The following is a 19,515-nucleotide window of genomic DNA, read 5'->3' as shown; positions in this document are numbered from 1 at the left end:
TCCCCGCAGGGAACGGCGCCGCCCGCGCTCATGATCAGAAGTTCAGGCGCACGCCGGCGAGATACCGGCGGCCGAACGTCTCGTGCTCGATCTGGTGCTGGAAGTCGCCCTGGTAGCGGATGCCCGGCTCGTTGGTGAGGTTGTTGGCATCGAGGTACAGCTGCAGGTTCTCGTTGATCGAGTAGCGCATCGAGAAGTCCAGGCGCGCGACGTTGGCCCAGTAAGTATCGCCCAGGATGTCACCCGAACCGATCGAGTCCAGGTAGGCCTTCTGCCACTGGTAGCTGACCCGGGCCGAGAAGCCGTAGCGCTCGTAATAGCCCGAGATGTTGTAGATCAGCGGCGAGGCGCCCGGCAGGTCGGTGGTGCGACCGTCCGGCGTAGTAGCCTTGGAGTCGTTCAGCGTCAGGTTGGCCTGAACACCGAAGCCCTGCGCCCAGTCGGGCAGGCCGGCGGAACGGGCGAGGCCCTCGAGCGGCTGCGAGAACGCGAACTCGATGCCCTTGATGTGTCCGCCGCCGCCGTTGGCGACCGTCGAGTAGCGGTAGTCCGAACGATCGATGCCGTCCGAGTTGAGCACGTCCGAGCCGAAAGTGGTCAGCTCGACGTCGTAGAGGATGTCCTCCAGCTTCTTGTAGTAGGCGCCCACCGAGAAGAACCCGCGCGAGGGCATGTACCATTCGAAGTAGACGTCGACGCCCTTGGCCCGCTCCGGTCGGGCATTCGGGTTGCCGCCGGACACCACCTGCTCGACGTCGTCGTAGGAGAAGTTCGGACGCAGCTGGTCGTAGTCCGGACGCGCCGCGCCGGTGTTGCCCGACACGCGCAGCTTCATGTCGCGGTTGATGTCCCAGTTCAGGTGGATGCTGGGATAGACCGAGGTGAAGCTGCTGGAGACGTGGGTGGGCGTCCATGTATCGTCGATCATCGACAGGGCCGAACCGGTGTTGGTCACCTTCTCGACGCGGGCGCCGTAGACGATGTTGCCCCAGTCGAAGTAGGTGGTGCCCATGAGGTAGCCGGCGATGACTTCCTCGCTGACGCGATAGTTGTTCTCTTCGCTGGTATCCGCCTGCACTTGCGCCGCGCCCGCCGCGAGGTAGCTGTCGAACAGGGCCTCGCCCTTCTCGCTGGAGAAGTACTTGAAGCCGTAGCCCAGCGGCAGTTTGCCCTTGTAGGGCGTGTCGATGCTGATGTCGGCCTGGGTGGGGTTGCTAAGGCCGGCGGCGGCAAGGGTCGCAGGCGTCACCTCCAGCACGGTGCGGCGCGAGGTCTTGATGCGCTTGTCGTATTCGCCGCCGAACTGGAACACCGTCTCGGCACCGAACAGGTCCAGGGTGTGCTCGACATCGAGCTTGCCGGTGTAGGCATTGGTCCGGTCAAGCTGGCGATTGCGGGTCATCGACAGGAAGTTCAGCTCGGTCGGCGAGATATAGGGGCGCGAGGCACCCGCGCTGTAGGTGCCGTCCGCATTGCGCACGGTGTCGTAGAGCTGCACTTTGGCGAGGTTCGGGTCAGTGAAGTCATAGACCAGCGTGGGACGCGAGGTGAAGCTGCTGGGGCTCGCCCAGGAAGAACCGAAGGGCGGCTTGCTACGATTGTCGGCACGGGTGTAGTTCGCTCGCCACTTGATCTTCCAGGCGTCCATCTCGTGCTCGCCCGCGAGCGTGTTGGTGAAGATGCTCTGGCGCGAGGAGTTGGAATTGAGCGTGCTCTCGATCTCGGAACCGTAGAGCGTGCCCTGCATCGGCGTATTGCCGGTGCGGATATCGGCGTAGCCGGTCGTGGTGCCGACGGTGCTGCTGCCGGTCTTCTTGGCGTCCTGATCGAGGTCGAACACCCAGGCGTTGCGCAGTTCGTCGTCGCGGAACTGGCTGTAGATCGAGCTCAGGAACACTTTGTTGGCGCTGTCCGGGCGCCATTCAAGGCGGCCCGAGAACGATGTGTTGCTGCGCGTCAGGCGATAGAGCTTGTTCTGGGTCTTGGAATTCCAGATGCGGTTCTCGCCGCCGTCCTCCTGGTCCTCGGGCGAGACTTCCCAGCTGTTCTCGAAGTTGTCCGTCACCATGTCGCGCTCGTAGCGCGAGGCGCCGATCAGGATGCCGAGGGTATCATTGGCGAAGCGGTCGGAAAGGAAGCCGCTGAAGTTGTACTGCTTGCCCTGGCCGAGGTCGTTGTAGCCGTAGCCGCCGTCGAGCGCGCCCTTGAGGCCGGGATAGTCGAACGGGCTGCGGGTGACGATGTTGATGTTGCCGGCCACGGTTTCACCCGGCATGTCGGCAGTCACGGCCTTGAGGATCACCGTCTGGCTGGCGATCGAGGAGGGGATCGTGTCGAAACGGGTCTCGCGGCCCGCAGGGCTGATGACGTTGACACCGTCGAAGGCCATCGTCGTCCAGCTTGCCGGGGAGCCGCGCAGGCTGATGTAGCGCTCCTGCCCCTGATCGCGACCGACGCTGACGCCCGGCAGGCGGCTCACGGCGGCGGCGATGTTCTGGTCGGGGAAGCGGCCGACGCTGTCCGCCGCGATGACATCGACGAGCGAGGTGGAGGACCGCTTGAGCTGCAGCGCGGCTTCCTCGGATTCGGCGATCGGGCGGCTGCCGCTGACGACGATGTCGCCCGCCTGGTCAACGCTGCGCGGACGCAGCGAAACGCGCACCTCGGCCGCGTCCGCGCCGCCGACCTCGACCGGCTGATGGCCGGTCTCGAAGCCGATGTAGGAAATGCTCAGCTGCTGGGTGCCGACGGGCACGCGCTGCAGCGTGAAGCGGCCGTCGCTGTCGGTGACCGAGACGATGTCCGAACCTTCGACCCGCACTTCCGCGCCGCGCAGGAAATCACCCGAGGCGTTGACGACGGTGCCCGAAACCCGCCCTTCCGCACGGGCCGCGCCGGTCGACTGGGCCTGCGCAGGCGCGCAGACGACCGATATGCTTGACACCGCAACGGCGGTCAGCGCCGCGCGAAGACAAAGACGAGACTTCGAAATACTCGAGAATACCGACATGACGGATTGCCCCCAATTCGCGATCGAAGATCGCAAATTCAAAATGTGATCATGACGAATGGAGCCGGTGCACCGGCGCGCGAGCGCCTGTGCCACGATTGCGAAATCCCAGGTTCGGATCAGTGCAATTCGCTGCAGTGCAACAGCATTATCGATCGTCGGGGATGGCCACTAGGGAGCGGCATTTACGGTTCTGTGACAGCACCGAAGATTAGGGAAATTTAAGAAAGAAGGCCGCCGGAGCATGTCTCCGACGGCCTCGGCCGGGATATCTTCCGGCAGCCGACCTGGCGGTCAGTCCGCGAACGGCACGGTCAGCCCGCCGGGCGCGAAACGATCTGGTCGATCGCGCCGAACGGCGCAGCGCCGTCCGCGTCCCGGCCTTCCATGCGGATCCTGTCGCCATAGGCCATGAACGGCGTGGACGGCTTGCCGTCGCGGATCGTCTCGATGGCGCGCACTTCGGAAATGCAGCTGGAGCCGACCTCGGCATAGGCCGGGCTCGACACCGTGCCCGAGCCGATGATCGTGCCCGCGACCAGATCGCGCGTTCGGGCGGCATGGGCCACGAGGTCGTGAAAGCCGTAATCCATCGCCGCACCGTTCGCCCGGCCGAAGCGCTGGCCGTTCCAGTCGACGTGCAGGTCCATGCAGACACGCCCGTCGCGCCATGCCGTGCCCAGCGCATCGGGCGTGACCGCGAAAGGCGCCATCGAGCAGGCAGGCTTGGCCTGGACCCAGCCGAAGCCGGTCTTCATCTCGACAGGGGCGATCGCGCGCAGGGACCAGTCGTTGATCTGGACCACCAGCCGGATGTGGCCAAGCGCCTGCTCGGGCGTGACGCCCATCGGCACCGCGTCGACGATGACGCCGAACTCGCCCTCGAAATCGATGCCGTCCGCCTCGCTGGGGAACGGGACGGGATCGTTGGGGCCGAGGAAGCGATCGGACATGCCCTGGTACATCAGCGGGCGGTCGCTCTCGATCGGCGGGAGATGGAAGGCGATCTGCATGAGTTCCCCGTGCGTCCCGAATGCCGAACCGTCGAGCCACTGCCACGAACGCGGCAGCGGTGCTCGCAGAAGCGCGGGGTCGAGCGGATCGCCCTCGCCCGCGTTGAGCCGGGCGGCGAGATCACGCAGCAGCGCTTCCGCACCCGTCCAGCCCTCCATCGCGCCCAGCAGGTTGGGCATCGGCGCGTCAAGGCAGCGCGCGCCGTCCGCCGAAACGACGACGAGGCGGCCGTCCGCCGTCCCGTCGGCAAGCGTTGCGAGACGCATGGCAGGCTCAGTCCTCGATGATGGCGACGGCGCGGGTCCACCCGGCCGACGCGCCCTTGATCTTGTGCGGGAAGCAGCTGACGGTGAAGCCGTGCGGCGGCAAGGCCTCCAGGTTGTGCAGCTTTTCGAGATGGCAGTAGCCGATGTCGCGCCCGGCCTTGTGCCCCTCCCAGATCAGCGAGGTGTCGCCGGTCTCCTGCACCTTCTTCGCGGTATGCGCGAAAGGCGCGTCCCATGACCAGGCATCGGTGCCGGTGACGCGCACACCCCGCTCGGTCAGGTACATCGTCGCCTCGTAGCCCATGCCGCAGCCGACGTTCACGAAGTCCGGCCGCCCGAGCGCCTTGCCCGCCGCCGTGTTGACGAGAACGATGTCGAGCGGCTGCAGGTCATGGCCGATCCGCGCGAGTTCCGCCTCGACTTCGGCGGCGGTGACCACATGACCGTCCGGCAGGTGGCGGAAGTCCAGCTTCACCCCGCGCTGGAAGCACCATTCCAGCGGCACTTCGTCGATGGTGATCGAGCGTTCGGGCTCGCCGTCCCGGCCGTTCATGGTCGGGTGGAAGTGGTAGGGCGCGTCCAGATGCGTGCCGCTGTGCGTCGTCAGCTTCACCCATTCGGAGGCCGCGAAACCGGCGCCGTCAGGGGTGTCGTCGGCGGTTACGCCGGGGAAGAACATGTCAAGTTCGCCCGCCGTGTCCATGTGGTTCTGGTACGTGATCTCGGGCTTGAGGAACGGCGGGTCGCTGACCACGTCGTTGCACAGGGTGATCGAGAGGTCGACGAAATGACGGGTCATGCGATTGCTCCTCCAAGCGTTTCGGCGAACCAGTCGGAGATCAGGTCGCGGCCATAGGCCATGTTGTCGGCGCCGACGTGCTCGACGCCGCCTTCGCGCGGGGTGAAGATCACCTTCTCGCGCCGGGGCGAGTTGACGAGCTGGTCGTAGAGGTCATCGGCATAGGCGACGCTGATCTGGCGATCCTGCGCGCCATGAGTGACGAGGAATGGCACCTTGATCCCGTCCATATGGCCGTTGAGGTTCATCGCCTCGGATTTGGCGAGGAAGTCCTCCTGACCCTCGGCGCCGAAGGCCCAGTGGACGTGTGCCCAGTAATGCGGCACCGGGTTCTCGCCCTCGCGGGACATGCGCTTGTCCTGCACCTCGCGCCAGTTATGGTTGGCGCCCCAGACCGCGCCGCTGGCGAAGCGGGGCTCGTAGGCGACGGCGCGCGGCGCGAAGTGGCCACCGAGCGAGATGCCGGTCATGCCGATGGCTTTGGGATCGACCTCGGGTTGCTGCTCCAGCCAGTCCACCGCCTTGCTCGCCCAGCTTTCGGAATGCGGGTCGACCGGCAGGCCCTGCAGGCGCAGCGCCTCGCCGGAACCGGGCTGATCGACGCACAGGGTGGAGATGCCGCGCCGCGCCAGTTCCTCGGGGAGCCGGGTCCAGTAAAGCAGTTCCTTGCAGCTATCGAGGCCGTTGCAGAACACGACGACGGGCTTGCGGCCCTCGCCCGGCGCGCGGGTGAACAGCGCGGGCATGGTGCCCTGCGCAAGCCGTATCTCCACCCGCTCGCGGTTGAGCTTGCCCAGCGCGGTCGAGCGGTCGAACGCCTCGCGCGCCTTCGCGTAAGTCGCCTCGCGCCCCGGTGCGCCGTGGCCCTGCATGCGCTCTGCCGTGATCAGGTAGAGCGAGGCGCGTTCCAGCTTGTTCGAAGCGGAGCAGGCGCGGCCCTTCGCCTCGTCCTCGGCGGCGAGATCGAGCAGCTTGTCGCCCATCGCCGCCCATGCCTTCATGAACTGCGGCGTGCCCGCGTCCGCGCCATTGTCCGCCGCGTCGCGGATCGGCTGGCACATGTCGACGATCTCGCCGAGCTGCGCGCCCGATTCCATCGCGATCGCGACCGAGAGGTTCCAGATGTAGTTCGGGAAGTATTCGAACAAAGCCACCGATCAGACCTCCGCCGCCTGGAACAGCTTCGCATCGGGCTTGGGGTGCGGCATCGTCTGCGGGCCGCCGACACCGATGCTCCACTGGTCCATGACGAGCGGCGCGGGTACGTGGACCTTGTGGACGTGGTTCTCGAAGTCCACTTCCTCCAGTTCCGAGGTATACTCGACCGCGAAGCCCCCCGGCGTCACGAAGTAGCTGAAGGTGTTGTTGCCCGCCGTGTGGCGGCCCGGCCCCCAGCGAATGTCGATGCCGTGCTGCTTGAGGCGGTGGGCGCCGCGGAACATGTCGTCCACCGTCAGCATGTCGTAGGCGACGTGGTTGAGGCACGGCGGTCCGGGCAGGATGGCGACGCGGTGGTGCGCCTCGTTGCAGCGCAGGAAGCACATGAAGTCGCCCAGCCAGTCGCTCACCCTGAAGCCCAGCACCTCAGTGAAGAAGCGCACCAGCCCCTGATGGTCGGGCGAGTGGACGACGATGTGGCTGATCTTCACCGGCATGCCTTCCCAGCGCTCCATCGCCCGCTTGTCAGAGCGCGCGACGTCGGCGGAAATCTCGAAGGGCAGACCGTCGGGCGAGAAGAAGCGGAAGCCGTAGCCGCCGCCCGGCGCATCCAAATCGCGCGGGGCGTGGACGACCCTGCAGCCCGCCTGGGCGACCTTGTCGTGCAGGGTATCGACGTCGGCGCGGGTGTCGGCGGCGAAGGCGATCACCTCGACGTGGTTGGCGTCCGACTTGTGCAGGCGCACGACGTGGTGCTCGTCATGGCCGTGGGTCTTGAACCACGCCATCTGGTCATCACCGGCCACTTCGACGAGGCCCCAGTCGTTAGTGTAGAAAGCGCGTTCGGCGTCGAAATCCTCGACGCCATATCCGACATAACGGATCTCGGTCACTCGGGTCATGGGTCTGTCCTTGCCTGATCAGATAGCTTGCGAGACGACCGCGAACATCTCTGCGGTGGCCTTGTGGTTGTCGACTTGCGGGCCTTTGCCGATCTGGCCGTGGCAGATCTCCAGCGACTTCTCGACGATGTAGCGGCAGCGTTCGTAGCGGCGCTCGCGGTAGGCGGCGAAGGCGGCTTCCGGCGCGTCGCTGCGGCCCAGTTCCTCGGCGAGCACGAGCGCATCCTCGATCGCCATCCCTGCACCCTGCCCCAGATGCGGCGTCGTCGCATGGACCGCATCGCCGAGCAGGACCACGCGGCCCTTGTGCCAGGGGCCGTGGACCATCAGCCCCTCCAGCGGACGGTAGACCACGCCCGCGTCATCGGTGATCTGCTCCGCCAGCGCCCGGATTTGCGGCGCGGCATTCGCCAGCTTTGCCCGCATCGCGGCGGCAAGGCCCTCTCGGGGATAGTGCGGATTGCCTGGCTCCGGGCTGGTCGCGAAGAGATACATCCCATCGGCACTCATCGGCACCAGACCGATACCTACGGGGCCATTGTAGACGTGCAGCGCGTCGAGATCGGCGGGGCGCGGGAAGTTGTAGCGCCACACGCCCTGCCCGGTGAATTCCGGCGCGGCGGCATCCGGCAGGATCGCCTCGCGCGTCTGCGAATAGACCCCGTCCGCGCCCACCACGATGTCGAAGCGTTCCGCGCTGCCGTCCGAGAAGCCGACGGCCACACTGGCACCGTCATCGTCGAGCGCGGTCGCGGTCACGCCCAGCCGGATCGCCGCTCCGAGCGCCTTCGCGCGGTCGCCGAGCACCTTCTGCAGCGCGCGGCGGCCGATGCCGACATTGGCGGGCTTGCCCGGTACGAGGCTGGGCGCCGGTACCCGCGCGACGCGCTCGCCGGAGGGCACGTAGATCTCCACTGCATCGAAGCCGCAAGCCGCGTCGAGGAATGCGTCGAGCACGCCAAGCTGGTCCATCGCCCGCACAACGTTGGCCTGCTGGATGATGCCGACGCCGTAGACCGACCACTCCGGGTCACGCTCGATCACCGTCACCCGGTGGCCCGCGCGGCCGAGCGCGATCGCGGCGGATAGCCCGCCGATGCCGCCGCCGATGACGAGGACATCGAGGTCACGCATGGCGAGCGCCCGTCTTCGTCACAATCTCATGAATTGGCCGCATGCTTCTCTCCCGGGCTCATGGTCCGAACCGGCGCGGCTTTATGTCCCGCATCCGTAAATTAGAACGATATTTCTAATTATGGATTCGCGGGTCGTCAAGAGATTGACAGCGCCCCGATCCGGGTCCAAATACGAATTTCTATTCTAATATAGACGGCCGCAACGCCGCGTATCCGGGAGAAGCGACAGGCCGCACGGGCCGGAAGCGCTTTCGTATGCCGCTGCGAACGGCCCATTCGAAAGGGGCCACTATGTCCAAGATCCAGCGGGGCGTGAGCCTCTACAGTTTTCAGGAAGAAATGTTCCTGGGCCGGATGAGCGTGGAGGACGTCGTCGCCTTCGCCGCCTCGATCGGCGCACCGGGCATCGAGATCCTGCCCGAGCAGAACATGCCGACGTTCCCGAACATCAGCGATGCGCAAGTCGGCGAATGGCAGGACATGCTCGCCCGCCACGGCGCCCATTTCACCTGCTACGACATGTTCCTCGACACCAAGCTGCGCAAGGGCGAGGTCCTGTCCGACGATGAGCAGGTCGAGAGCATCCGCCGCGACCTCGTGCTCTGCAACCGCCTCGGCATCCGCAACATGCGCGTGCTGATCTTCGTGCGGCCAGACATCCTCGAAAAGTGCGTGCCTTACGCCGAGCAGCTCGACGTCCACATGGGCGTCGAGGTCCACGCGCCGTGGCATCTGGAACATGCGTGGATCCTGCGCACGATCGACGTCGCCGACCGCCTCGGCACGAAGCACCTCGGCATCCTGCCTGACATGGGCGTGTTTATGAAGCACTACCCCCCCGAATTCCGCGCCCGGTTCGAGCGGCAGGGCGCCCGCCCCGAAGTCGCGCAGTTCATCGTCGACCAGCACGAACAGAAGATCATGTGCGAATACACGATCTACGAAGTCGCGGTGAAGATGGGCGGCAACAAGGCCGAGATCGCGATGGCCGAAACCCTGCGCCATGCACCTTACGCGAATCCGAAGCGGATCAGGGACTACGCTCCGTATTTCCGCCATATCCAGGCGAAGTTCTACGGCATGACGCAGGACTGCACCGACCCGACGATCGCCTACGACGAAGTGATCCCCGAACTCGTGAAGTGCGGCTGGGAAGGCACGCTTTCCAGCGAATACGAAGGCAACCGCTGGATCCAGGACGTCGAGGAAGTGGACAGCCGCGAGCAGGTGCGCCGCCAGCACGTCATGTTCGAAAACCTCATCGCCAAGGCGGAAAGTCGGCTGGAGATCGCCTGATGTTCGACAAGTACCTGATCAACGCCGCCAGCCTGCGCAACACCGGCCCGGCGGACGCCCCCACCGGCTTCGCCTTCGAGGCCAAGCTCGGCTACTACCGCGGCCTCGGCCTTTCGATGATCGAGAAGCTGGACGTGTCCATCGACGGCGAGCCCCTTGCCCGCGAAGCCGTGCGTTTCGATGAAGGCGGCGGCCGCACGGGGGGCGCCCTGACGCTGGACGAGATGGAACTGGCCTACGACCGCCGCTGGCCCTTCGGCACACCCGCGACGATTCTCGTCGACCATCCCGGCGGCTTCCCGGCGGGCGAGCACGAACTCGCGCTGCTCCAGCAGTTGCGGGTGTCGTACCTGCCGTTCCCCTCGATCAACACTGACCGCAAAACGGTATCGATCTGACGTTGAAAGGGGCGGCGCGGGTTGCGCCGCCCCCTGCTTCATCCAGCCGCTTCCGCCCTGCGCAGTTGCATCAGCCGCCGCCGTGCGCGGATCGCGCCTGCGTCGGTTTCGAGGATCGCCGGGCGTGCGTCCCAGAAGTCCTGCGAGCCGAGAGCATCCTGCGCCGCCTCGATCATCGGCTCGTCCTCTTCCACGAAGACCTGCCGCGCCAGTGCCTCGGCCTCCGGCGTGGCTTCGTGGTCGTAGAAGTAGTGCGAAGTCGTCTGCGTCTCGGGGGTGATGATGTGCGGGTTGACCATTTGCGGCACGACTAGGTCCGCCCGCTGCGTCGCCGTGCGCGCAAGGCCGACCGTCAGCGCCATCGCGGCGGGGGCGTGCCAGCGCATGTGCAGCCACTGGTCCACCTGCTCGCCCTTGGCCAGCATCGGCGCGGCCCACATCGGCGGCGTGACCGCTTCCATGTCCCAGTTGTTCCAGATCGCGCCGTCGGAATCGGTGCGGATCGACTGCTCGCCCTGAAAGATCGAGCCGTTCACCCCGAAGCTGGTGACGTGGAGGAACTCCGCATGGGTGAGGTCCATGAGGTTGTCGCTGACCAGCTCGTAATTGCCCCGGATCGTCAGGCTGCTGCGCTGCATTCCGGCGCGGTCGACGAAGGCGAAGTCGGGGATGAGCGCCGGGTCCGCCTGCGCCGGATCGCCGGGCCAGAACCACAGAGCGCGATGGGCATGGACCACCGGCATCGTGCGCGCCCGCGCATGGGAAGGCGGCGCGGCCGGGAACGGATTGTGGACGCAGGCGCCGGTGCGGTCGAAGGCGAGGCCGTGGTAAGGGCAATGGATCAGGTCACCCTCCAGCCGCCCCTTGCTCAACGGCACGAAGCGGTGCGGGCAGCGGTCCGCCAGCATGGCGTAAGCGCCGTCCGAAAGACGTGCGATCAGCCACTTTTCATCGAGCAGGATGCGCGAAAGCATGCCGCGTTCCGGGATCTCGTGGTCCCAGGCGGCCATGTACCACAGGTTGCGCACATATTCGGGCATCGTCTTCTCCCCTCTATCTCTGTCATGGATCGGGGGAGGAGGTGCGCATGTGACGCTACATTGCCCCATCCCGATAGGGATTCGTCCCGAAGGACACGGGGCCTGCAGCTGACGGCGCGAAGCGCGCCGCCGTCCCAAACGGTGCGAAGACCGCTACCAGGCTTGGATCACGGTTTAATTGGAATGAATATTCCAGTCAAGCGTCATGCTCCGGGAACAGCTGCGCGGGCAGACGAAGCGCCAGCAACAGGCACGCCGCCAGCAGCACCTCGATCACCGCGATGGCAGGCCAGACCGCGCCTACCTGTCCGCGCGGCGCTCCGGCGAAGAAGGCCGTGCCGACCACCGCGATACCCAGCGCCATGCCGAGTTCCTGTACCGTCTTGATCAGCCCGCTCGCCGCCCCGGCATGGCGCGTATCGACCCGCGCCAGCATCACCGGCGTCAGCGGCCCGGTAGTCATGCCCATCCCGGTTCCGGCGAGCGCCAGACAGGGCAGCGCCCAAATCCACGGGCTTCCCCAGCCGATCCACCCCAGCGAGCCACCCGCGAACAGCGCCATGAGCCCGGCCCCCAGCACCAGCACGCCTTTGCCTCGGCTCATCAGCAGCTTGCGGCCGAGGAACGCGATGCCCAGCATCACACCCACGCTGAAGGGAATGTGCAGCAGCCCGGTCTGCAAGGGCGAATAGCCCAGCAGCTTCTGCGCCCCGAAGGCGAAGACGAACAGGAACCCGCCGGTCGCCGCACCGAACAGCAGCGCTATCGCGAGGCCCAGCGCGAACTGCGGCTCAGCGAAAAGCTCCGGCGCGAACAGGGCGGCGGTGCCTCTGGCGGCCCGCGCGCGGGTGCGGCGCCAGACCAGCGCCAGCAACCCGGGCGCGGCGGCCAGCAGCGCGAAGTGCCACGCCTGCCAGCCGAAGTCCGCGCCCCGCGCCAGCGGCGCCAGCAGCGCCGCCATCGCGCCCGCGAACAGCAGCGTCCCGGCAAGATCGACGCCTCGCGGGTTTGACGATCGCGCGTCCGGCAGCAGCCTCCAGCCGACCACCATCGCGAAGAGGCCGACCGGCGCGTTGATCAGGAACACGCTGCGCCAGCCCAGCCCGAACAGGTCGGCATGAATCAGCAGCCCGCCCAGAATCGGCCCGCAGATCGCCGAGAGCCCGCCGATCACGCCCACCCATGCCAGCTTGGCGACGCGCTCCAGCGGCTCGAACAGCACTTGCACCAATGCCATGACCTGCGGCGCCATCATCGCGCCCGCCGATCCTTGTAGCACGCGCGCGGCGATGAGCTGGTCGGGGCTTCCCGAAAGGCCGCAGAGGATCGAAGCCAGCGTGAAGCCGCCGACCCCACCGACGAACAGCCGCCGGTAACCCCACGAATCGCCCAGCCGTCCGCCCAGCATCAGCAGCAGTGCAAAGGCGAGCGAATACCCCGCTGCCACCCACTGCGCCTGCGCGGCCATGGCGCCGAAGTCGCGCTCGATCACCGGCAGTGCGGTGTTGACGATCGTGACATCGACGATCTCCAGCACCAGCGCCACCATCAGCGTCAGGTAGGCGAGCGACTTCTGCCGCTCGCTGAGGCCCGAACCGTGCTTCACCGCTGGCGGCGGCGACGCATCGGGCGTCAAATCGCCCCTTCCCGCAGCATCTTCACCGCCGCATCGCAGGCCCGCGCGGTCAGCGCCATATACGTCAGCGAGGGGTTCTGGCAGGCCGACGAACTCATCTGCGCGCCGTCGGTGACGAACAGGTTGGGCACGTCATGCGCCTGGCTCCAGCGGTTGAGCACCGAAGTCCGGGGATCCCAGCCCATCCGCGCGCCGCCCATCTCGTGAATCGAGGTGCCGCCGTGGCCCGGCCGGTCGAAGCCCATGACGACATGGCCGCCCGCCGCCGTCAGCATCGCCGCCGCCTCGGTCTTGGCGTCGGACAGCGCGGCCAGTTCCTCCCTGCCGTGCTCGAAGGCGATCTCCAGCTGGCGCACGCCGCGCGGGTCGGTGCGGTTGCTCAGTGTCAGGCGGTTACTGGCGCGCGGCATCGAATCGGCGAAGACCACCAGCACCATCGTCCAGGGACCGATATCGTGCAGCTCGTCCTTGTAGGCGCTGCCGATGCCCGCCATGCGCTTGCCGCGCGTCCACGTGCCCTGCAGGGCGCCGCCCTGAAACGAATAGCCGCGCGTGAAGCCCTTGCCGTCCATCGTCTCCAGATTGCGGAAACGCGGGATGACGATGCCGGTCGGACGGTTGCCGAACGTGGTGCGCCCTTCGAACCCGGGCATCACCGCCATGCCCGCCATCGTGTTGGCGTGGTCCATGATATGCGTCCCCAGCACCCCACTGGAATTGGCGAGGCCACGGGGCATCGCCTCGCTCGCCGAATTGAGCATCAGGTGGACCGAGTTGAACGCGCCTGCATTGAGGAACACGATCCGCGAGTGCGCCTGCCGCCCTTCACCCGTCTTCGTGTCGATCCAGTGGACGCCGGTGACCCGCTCCGTCGCCGGATCGTAGTCCAGCTTGTGCACCTGCGCGTCGGTCACCACCGTCAACCGCCCGGTCTTCTGCGCCGCCGGCAACGTCGCCGACTGGGTCGAGAAGTAAGCGCCGTAGGAGCATCCGCGCGCGCAGATGCTGCGATACTGGCAATGCCCGCGGCCCTGTTCGGGGCGCGCTTCGGTGAGGTTGGCGGTGCGCCCGATCGTCATGACGCGGTCGGGGTATTTCGCAAGGATGCGCTCGCGGGTCGCCTGCTCGACGCAGTTGAGTTCCATCGGCGGCAGGAAGCGCCCGTCAGGCAACTGCGCCAGCCCTTCCGCCGCGCCCGACACGCCGACGAACTCCTCGACCCGGTCGTACCACGGCGCGAGTTCGGCGTAGCGGATCGGCCAGTCGGTGCCGAAGCCGTCGCGCTTGTTGGCGCCGAAATCGTAGTCCGACCAGCGATAGCACTGGCGCCCCCAGGTCAGCGAGCGGCCGCCCAGCTGATAAGATCGGAACCAGTCGAAATCCTTGCCCTGCGCCTTTTGATAAGGCTCCTGCGCATCGTTGACGAAGTGGCCTTGCGTGAATTCGTTGAAGTGCCGGTTGAGCATCTGCACCGGGTATTCGCGCGCATAGAGCGCCGCGTCGCCCTGCCCGCGAAACTCCATGTCCCACGGAGACTTTGTCTCGGTCTCGTAGTCGACCTGATGCTCGATCTTGCGGCCGCGCTCGATCATCAGGACGGTGAGGCCCGCCTCGGTCAGTTCCTTGGCCGCCCAGCCGCCGGTGATGCCTGAGCCGACGACGATCGCGTCGAATTGCGTGTTGTTGCCCGTCATCAGCCGAAATCCACTGCCGTCCAGTCGCTGGAAAATGCCCGCATGCCGGGCGTCATCGGAATGTCCCACTCCCACTTGCCGGGGACGAGTTCGTAGCGAAGCTCCTGCGATCCCCCCGCCTCGGTGGTGTAGTAGCCGGTCAGGATCAGCCCCTTGATCGCCGTCCAGGGCGAGAAGGCGGCGCCTTGTGCGAAGGCATCGGCATCCAGCGCGGAGAGAACCTCGACCCGCCGGTTTCGTGGCTGCCGCAGGAAGTCGCCGCCCGCTGCCCGGTCGAGAACCTGCTCCAGCCACGCCAGATGGCGCAGCGATCCGTCACGGCGGCGGAAGGGCACGAGCGCCGCCGTCACCGTCTCCACAGCCATCGGCGCACCGGTGCCGCTCAGCCCATGCGCGAGGGCGAGGACCACGAAGTCGCCCACCCCCACGTCCCTTGCACCAGGCGTATCGGTGCGTGGGATTACGAGGTCGGACACCTCGGCCATCAGGCTGCGCTGGCGGTCGCTCGGCGCTTCCTCGGCGGCAAGGTCGGTGAGCTTCACCGCTGCCGCCGGTATGCCCAGCGCCAGCGCGAACAGCGCCACGCCGCCCGCGAAATCGCGGCGCGTCCAGCCGCTCACGCGCATCGCTCCCGCAACGCCGCGCCACTATATGTCATGTCCATTCGCAAACGCCGTCTCATCTGCACCATCACCCATTTTTATAATTATCATTCTAATTTTTGAACGGCGCGTTCGTCAAGCCCATCGTCGGCAAAACAAGTCCATTGACCGGGCGCCCATGGCCGGATACCAAACGAGAATACGAATTCTAATATGCGCCAATCCAGAGCGCAGTTGGGAGTAGCATGAACCCGGTATCCCGATTCTTCGGCAGGCTGACGATGCGACCTCAGGGCGTGACCCTGGTCTCGGCGGCGTTCCTGCCCATCTTCGCCATCGTCTCGATGTTCCCGATCGTCGCCTCGATGATCCAGCACTTCGCCACCGACCCCGACGCGGCCGCGAAAGTGCCGCTCATGGTCACCGCGCCGGGCCTCACCGTGGCCGTGCTCGCGCCGTTCGCAGGGTTCTTCGTCGACAAGTTCGGGCGGCGGCGGCTGCTGCTGGGCTGCACGTTCTTCTACGGGCTGTTCGGCACCGCGCCGTTCTTCCTCGACGACCTCGACCAGATATTCGCCACGCGCCTGATGCTGGGCGTGTGCGAGGCGGGCATCCTCACCATCGTCAACACCCTGATCGCCGACTACTGGGAGGACACCGGGCGTCGCGACTGGCTGTTCGTGCAGGGCGTCGTCGGGCCGTTCCTTGCCTCGGGCGTGATCCTGCTGTCGGGCACGGTGGCCTCGCTGCGCTGGAACGGCGGCTTCCTGGTCTATCTGGTGGCCTTTCCGATCTTCTTCGCGATGCTCGCCTTCATGTTCGAGCCGAAGCGGGCGCAGGCGCCCAGGGTGCAGGCCGAAGCACCGACGGCGGCGGGCAAGTCGTCCTTCCCGATCGCGGCGGCGGCAACGGTGGCGCTTGTCACGCTGTTCTCCTCGGCGCTCTATTACGTCTTCATCGTCAATGGCAGCATCGCCTTCGGGGAAGTCGGCGTGCGTGATCCCGGTGCGGTCGGCCGGATGAGCTTCCTGCCCAGCCTCTTCGTGATCCCCGGGGCACTGCTGTTCCGCATCCTCTCGGGACGCGCGAACGCGGTGCAACTGGCCACCTTCTTCGGCATCATCGGCACCGGCCTTGCCGTGATCGGCCTTGCCCGCACGCCGGGCGAGATGGTCGTCGGCCTGTGCATCCAGCAGACCGCCGCAGGCATGGCCGTGCCGATGCTGGTAGCGTGGGCACAGACCAAGTTCCCCTTCGAGCATCGCGGCCGGGGCATGGGCATCTGGACCGGCGCGTTCTTCTTCGGCCAGTTCAGCTCGCCCTGGCTGGTCCACCAGATGAACCTTGCGACCGGGACGATGCAGGGCGCCTTCGTAGCGAGTGGCTGCGCGGCGCTGGTCGGCATGGCGGTAGCGATCGTCGCCGCCCTGCGCGCCACCCCGGCGATGCCGCGCACGGCCTGATCCACGAACACAGAAAAGGGGCCGGCAGGACGGATTGTCCTGCCGGCCCCTTTTCTGTGTGGCCTTGCCTTTCAGGCGAATGCGGCGAGCGTGACCTCGACCGGCAGCCCGGCATCCTCGCAATGCCGGGCGGCACGCAGCGTCAGGCGATCGGCGATGGGCATCCAGCCCTCCTCGCCCCAGATGCGCAGTGCCCTGGTCTCCAGCGGCACCGTGACCCGCCGCGTCTCTCCGGGCGCGAGAATGGCGCGCGCGAAGCCGACCAGCGCGCATTCCGGCTCGTCGCGATAGACCTGCACGATCTCGCAGGTCTCGCGCTCGCCCGGATTGGTCAGCGCCACAGAGATCGCCCCGTCCTCCGCACGCGCATCGCTCCAGAGCACTTGCGCGTAACCAAGGCCGCTGCCGAACGGATGGCGCGCGGCTCGCCCCTGCGCCACCAGTCCGCGATAGCCGAAGCGCGTGCCCTCGGCGTAAGTCAGCGTCCCGTCCGCCGCAGGGGCGAGGTCGAAGGCGGGATAGTCCGCTTCGTCGGCCGCGATCGTCACCGGCAGACGCCCGCGCGGCTCGCGGCGGCCGCAAAGCACGTCCGCCAGCGCCTGCGCAAAGCCCTGCCCCGGATACCAGACCGAGAGCACGGCGGCAGCGCCATCCTCCCAGCTGCAGTCGAAGGCATGGCCGACGTTGACGATCACCGCCGTACGCGGATTGACGGCGCAGACTTGCGCGATCAGGCGCTCCTGCATCTCGGGCAGGCGGGTGTCGCCGCGGTCCTTGCTCTCGACGCTGGAATCCGATGTCTCGCCCACCATCAGCAGCACCGCATCGGCTCCCCGCGCGGCCTCGACGGCGCGGGCGAGCATGGCCTCGGCGCTGTCGGGGTGGCGAACGCCGTACCAGAGGCCCTGCACACGCCCGCCCAGCCAGTCGAATTCGGCGGTGACGGTGACCTGCTGCCCCTCGGCCAGTTCGATCGCGGCCACGTCGGCATCGCCGCGCTTGAGGACGCCCATGATCTCGGAGGCCGGGACTTCACCGCCTGCCGCCAGCACCTCGCGCCCATCCACAAGGATGCGCGCCGCGCCGGTGGAGCCGAGGTAGAAGCTGTAGAGCCCCGCGCTTTCCGCCGTGAACCGGCCGGACGCGCGCAGCGAGCCGGGCCGGGTGAACTCCGCCTGCTCATGCACGCCGACGAACCACACCAGCGAATTGGTATCGCGCGTCTCACGCGAAAGCACCTCCCCGGTGCAGCCGGGCTGCGCGAAGTATTCCAGCGTCATGCCGCGCGTGCAGCCGTCGCCGATGTCGAGCGCCGGGACCACCGGCATCCCCGGCAGGCGCGGCTGCGGATCGACGCCCGGTTCGAAAACCAGTTCGCAGGTATCGCCATAGGTCTCGCGCAGCGTTTCCAGCGGCGTCGGCGCATCGGGCGAGATCGAAATCTTCGCGAAGGTCCCACCCTGGAAGCACGGCGCGTAGGCATTGGGCCCGATCACCGCCAGCCGCTTCACCGTCCCCGGTTCGAGCGGCAGCATCGCGCCTTCGTTGCGCAGCAGGGTGAAGCCCGCTGCAGCGGCCTCGACCAGCAGCGCCTCGGCCTGATCCATCGGCGCAGGCGCGGCCTTGGGCGCATCGAGGCGGCGGGCGACGGCGGTGACACGGGCAGCGGCGTCATCGACGCGGCTGCGCAGGACCGAGCCCGCCGCGACGGCCGCCTCCACCTTGGATCCGAGGAACCGCGCCGGCCCCGGCATTTCCAGATCGAGCCCTGCGTTGATCGAGCCATCGGTGGAATGGGTGCCGAACCAGTCGCTCATGATCACGCCGCCGAAGGCCCACTCGCCCTTGACGATTCCGGTCAGCACTTCGGCCTGCTCCGCGCACCATGAACCGTTGACGCGGTTGTATGCCGCCAGCAGGCCGACGCAGCCCGCTGCCACCGCATATTCGAACGGCAGCAGGTAGACTTCGCGCAAGGTACGTTCATCGACGCGCACGTCGACTTCGTCACGCGCGGTCTCGCTGTCGTTGCAGACAAGGTGCTTGGCGACCGAGCCGGTGCCGGTCGACTGCAGGCCCATGGCCCACTCGGCGCCGAGAACGCCTGCCAGTACCGGGTCCTCGGAGAAATACTCAAAGGCGCGCCCGGCCAGCGGGCTGCGCGCAAGGTTGAGGTTGGGGGCCAGCACCGCATCGACGCCGCGCGCGACCGCCTCGTGCCCGACGAGTTCGCCGACGCGGCGGCACAAGTCTCGGTCCCACGTCGCGCCCAGCAGCGTCGAGCACGGGCTGAGCAGCGCGATATCGCGCTCGTCCACCCGGCCGCTGGCGATGCCGAGCGGGCCATCGGACATGGTGAAGGCCGGAATGTCCGCCTCGGGCAATGCGACCGAGGACCACATCGCCCCGCCCGCCGTAAGTGCGCTCGCCTGCGTGAGCGTGATGTCCGTCATGCCGAAACCCCGAATGCGAAACCCATGATCTGCTGTGCCTGTGCCCGCACGGCGTGGGCGATGCCGTCATCGGCTAGTGCGCCGTCAGGACCGAACGGCCGCTGCTCCACCGAATTGACCGCGATGCCGACCGGCGTTGGCCAACCGCGCATCGCGTGGACGACGTCGCGCAGCGCGGAAAGCGTCGTGCCGCAGGCCTGCCAGCCCGCCGCCGTCACGACCAGACCGACCGGAAGACCATCGAAGTAGACCCGCGCATCGCTGCGCAAGTCCTCGAGGAGATCGACCGCGTTCTTCACCAGCCCGGAGTAACCGCCGTGATAGCCGGGGCTACCGATGACGAGCGCGTCGCAGCCGCGAACCGCCTCGACCAGAGCCTGTTCCTCGGCCGTGCGCTCGGCATTCTCCGGGTTGAAGTGCGGCAGGCGAGCGAGCGAGGGGCCGTCGAACATCGTCGTCTTGGCACCCATCGCCGCGTATTCGGCAAGGACGGCCCGCACGATCCGCTCGCTGGAAGAGGCCTGGCGGAACGTCCCGCCAAGGCCGACCACCCGCTTGCGGCGGGGCGATGAATTTGCGGTCACTACGCGCTCTCCTGATACGGCGGCGCCCTGTTTCCGGGCGCCTTGTCATTGTTGTCGTCGGCTC

Annotated in this window: 15 protein-coding genes; 3 read left to right on the top strand and 12 right to left on the bottom strand. The window is 67.0% G+C overall.

Annotated elements, in window-relative coordinates; all coding sequences use genetic code 11:
- Positions 1–34 precede the first annotated feature (34 nt).
- The 6 genes from ACODRZ_RS17170 to ACODRZ_RS17145 all read right to left on the bottom strand — a co-directional run bounded on the left by ACODRZ_RS17170 (position 35) and on the right by ACODRZ_RS17145 (position 8,283).
- Entirely contained in the window at positions 35–2,944 is a 2,910-nt protein-coding gene (locus tag ACODRZ_RS17170) for a TonB-dependent receptor (protein ID WP_488971829.1), read from the bottom strand.
- Positions 2,945–3,324: 380 nt separating this feature from the next.
- Positions 3,325–4,290, bottom strand: a complete 966-nt coding sequence (locus tag ACODRZ_RS17165; protein ID WP_488971830.1) for a fumarylacetoacetate hydrolase family protein — start codon at positions 4,288–4,290, stop codon at positions 3,325–3,327.
- Between the two features lie 7 nt (positions 4,291–4,297).
- Positions 4,298–5,089: a cyclase family protein gene (locus ACODRZ_RS17160; RefSeq protein WP_488971831.1), complete on the bottom strand. Its 792-nt coding sequence runs from the start codon at positions 5,087–5,089 to the stop codon at positions 4,298–4,300.
- The gene (locus ACODRZ_RS17155) at positions 5,086–6,243 is read right to left on the bottom strand and encodes an alpha/beta hydrolase family protein (RefSeq protein ID WP_488971832.1); all 1,158 of its coding nucleotides are present in this window, start codon (positions 6,241–6,243) and stop codon (positions 5,086–5,088) included. Before ACODRZ_RS17155 ends, ACODRZ_RS17160 begins: the two co-directional genes overlap by 4 nt.
- Before the next feature lie 3 nt (positions 6,244–6,246).
- Entirely contained in the window at positions 6,247–7,149 is a 903-nt protein-coding gene (locus ACODRZ_RS17150) for a VOC family protein (protein ID WP_488971833.1), read from the bottom strand.
- A gap of 18 nt (positions 7,150–7,167) precedes the next feature.
- Entirely contained in the window at positions 7,168–8,283 is a 1,116-nt protein-coding gene (locus ACODRZ_RS17145; RefSeq protein ID WP_488971834.1) for an FAD-dependent oxidoreductase, read from the bottom strand.
- 293 nt (positions 8,284–8,576) lie between these two features.
- Between ACODRZ_RS17145 and ACODRZ_RS17140 the strand changes: the two genes are divergently transcribed.
- Positions 8,577–9,581: a sugar phosphate isomerase/epimerase family protein gene (locus ACODRZ_RS17140; protein ID WP_488971835.1), complete on the top strand. Its 1,005-nt coding sequence runs from the start codon at positions 8,577–8,579 to the stop codon at positions 9,579–9,581.
- Positions 9,581–9,979 (top strand): C-glycoside deglycosidase beta subunit domain-containing protein, encoded by a 399-nt coding sequence (locus ACODRZ_RS17135; RefSeq protein WP_488971836.1) that lies wholly within the window; start codon positions 9,581–9,583, stop codon positions 9,977–9,979. The genes ACODRZ_RS17140 and ACODRZ_RS17135 overlap by 1 nt, the downstream gene beginning before the upstream one ends.
- Positions 9,980–10,017: 38 nt before the next feature.
- Here the strand turns inward: ACODRZ_RS17135 and ACODRZ_RS17130 are convergent, their stop codons facing one another.
- The 4 genes from ACODRZ_RS17130 to ACODRZ_RS17115 form a co-directional block, all read right to left on the bottom strand.
- Complete coding sequence (locus ACODRZ_RS17130; RefSeq protein ID WP_488971837.1) at positions 10,018–11,019, bottom strand: Rieske 2Fe-2S domain-containing protein; 1,002 nt, start codon at positions 11,017–11,019, stop codon at positions 10,018–10,020.
- A 196-nt stretch (positions 11,020–11,215) separates the two neighbouring features.
- Complete coding sequence (locus ACODRZ_RS17125) at positions 11,216–12,655, bottom strand: MFS transporter (RefSeq protein ID WP_488971838.1); 1,440 nt, start codon at positions 12,653–12,655, stop codon at positions 11,216–11,218.
- Positions 12,652–14,349 (bottom strand): GMC oxidoreductase, encoded by a 1,698-nt coding sequence (locus ACODRZ_RS17120; RefSeq protein WP_488971839.1) that lies wholly within the window; start codon positions 14,347–14,349, stop codon positions 12,652–12,654. The genes ACODRZ_RS17125 and ACODRZ_RS17120 overlap by 4 nt, the downstream gene beginning before the upstream one ends.
- Positions 14,349–14,975, bottom strand: coding sequence for a gluconate 2-dehydrogenase subunit 3 family protein (locus ACODRZ_RS17115; RefSeq protein WP_488971840.1), 627 nt, complete (start codon positions 14,973–14,975; stop codon positions 14,349–14,351). Before ACODRZ_RS17115 ends, ACODRZ_RS17120 begins: the two co-directional genes overlap by 1 nt.
- A gap of 221 nt (positions 14,976–15,196) precedes the next feature.
- On the opposite strand from ACODRZ_RS17115, the gene ACODRZ_RS17110 reads away from it, so the two are divergent.
- Positions 15,197–16,414 (top strand): MFS transporter, encoded by a 1,218-nt coding sequence (locus ACODRZ_RS17110; RefSeq protein ID WP_488971841.1) that lies wholly within the window; start codon positions 15,197–15,199, stop codon positions 16,412–16,414.
- A gap of 71 nt (positions 16,415–16,485) precedes the next feature.
- Here ACODRZ_RS17110 and ACODRZ_RS17105 read toward each other — a convergent pair whose 3' ends face one another.
- Positions 16,486–18,867, bottom strand: coding sequence for a beta-glucosidase (locus tag ACODRZ_RS17105; RefSeq protein ID WP_488971842.1), 2,382 nt, complete (start codon positions 18,865–18,867; stop codon positions 16,486–16,488).
- Positions 18,864–19,451, bottom strand: coding sequence for an NADPH-dependent FMN reductase (locus ACODRZ_RS17100; RefSeq protein ID WP_488971843.1), 588 nt, complete (start codon positions 19,449–19,451; stop codon positions 18,864–18,866). Before ACODRZ_RS17100 ends, ACODRZ_RS17105 begins: the two co-directional genes overlap by 4 nt.
- Positions 19,452–19,515: the final 64 nt, after the last annotated feature.

It is taken from the genome of Novosphingobium sp. FG90 (assembly GCF_057808725.1).
This window is presented reverse-complemented; position numbering and strand designations above follow the sequence as displayed.

Coding starts and splice junctions, on each gene's coding strand:
- ACODRZ_RS17120 (WP_488971839.1), bottom strand. CDS start 14,349: ATGACGGGCAACAACACGCAATTCGACGCGATCGTCGTCGGCTCAGGC.
- ACODRZ_RS17110 (WP_488971841.1), top strand. CDS start 15,197: ATGAACCCGGTATCCCGATTCTTCGGCAGGCTGACGATGCGACCTCAG.
- ACODRZ_RS17115 (WP_488971840.1), bottom strand. CDS start 14,975: ATGCGCGTGAGCGGCTGGACGCGCCGCGATTTCGCGGGCGGCGTGGCG.
- ACODRZ_RS17135 (WP_488971836.1), top strand. CDS start 9,581: ATGTTCGACAAGTACCTGATCAACGCCGCCAGCCTGCGCAACACCGGC.
- ACODRZ_RS17160 (WP_488971831.1), bottom strand. CDS start 5,089: ATGACCCGTCATTTCGTCGACCTCTCGATCACCCTGTGCAACGACGTG.
- ACODRZ_RS17150 (WP_488971833.1), bottom strand. CDS start 7,149: ATGACCCGAGTGACCGAGATCCGTTATGTCGGATATGGCGTCGAGGAT.
- ACODRZ_RS17145 (WP_488971834.1), bottom strand. CDS start 8,283: ATGCGTGACCTCGATGTCCTCGTCATCGGCGGCGGCATCGGCGGGCTA.
- ACODRZ_RS17165 (WP_488971830.1), bottom strand. CDS start 4,290: ATGCGTCTCGCAACGCTTGCCGACGGGACGGCGGACGGCCGCCTCGTC.
- ACODRZ_RS17140 (WP_488971835.1), top strand. CDS start 8,577: ATGTCCAAGATCCAGCGGGGCGTGAGCCTCTACAGTTTTCAGGAAGAA.
- ACODRZ_RS17130 (WP_488971837.1), bottom strand. CDS start 11,019: ATGCCCGAATATGTGCGCAACCTGTGGTACATGGCCGCCTGGGACCAC.
- ACODRZ_RS17105 (WP_488971842.1), bottom strand. CDS start 18,867: ATGACGGACATCACGCTCACGCAGGCGAGCGCACTTACGGCGGGCGGG.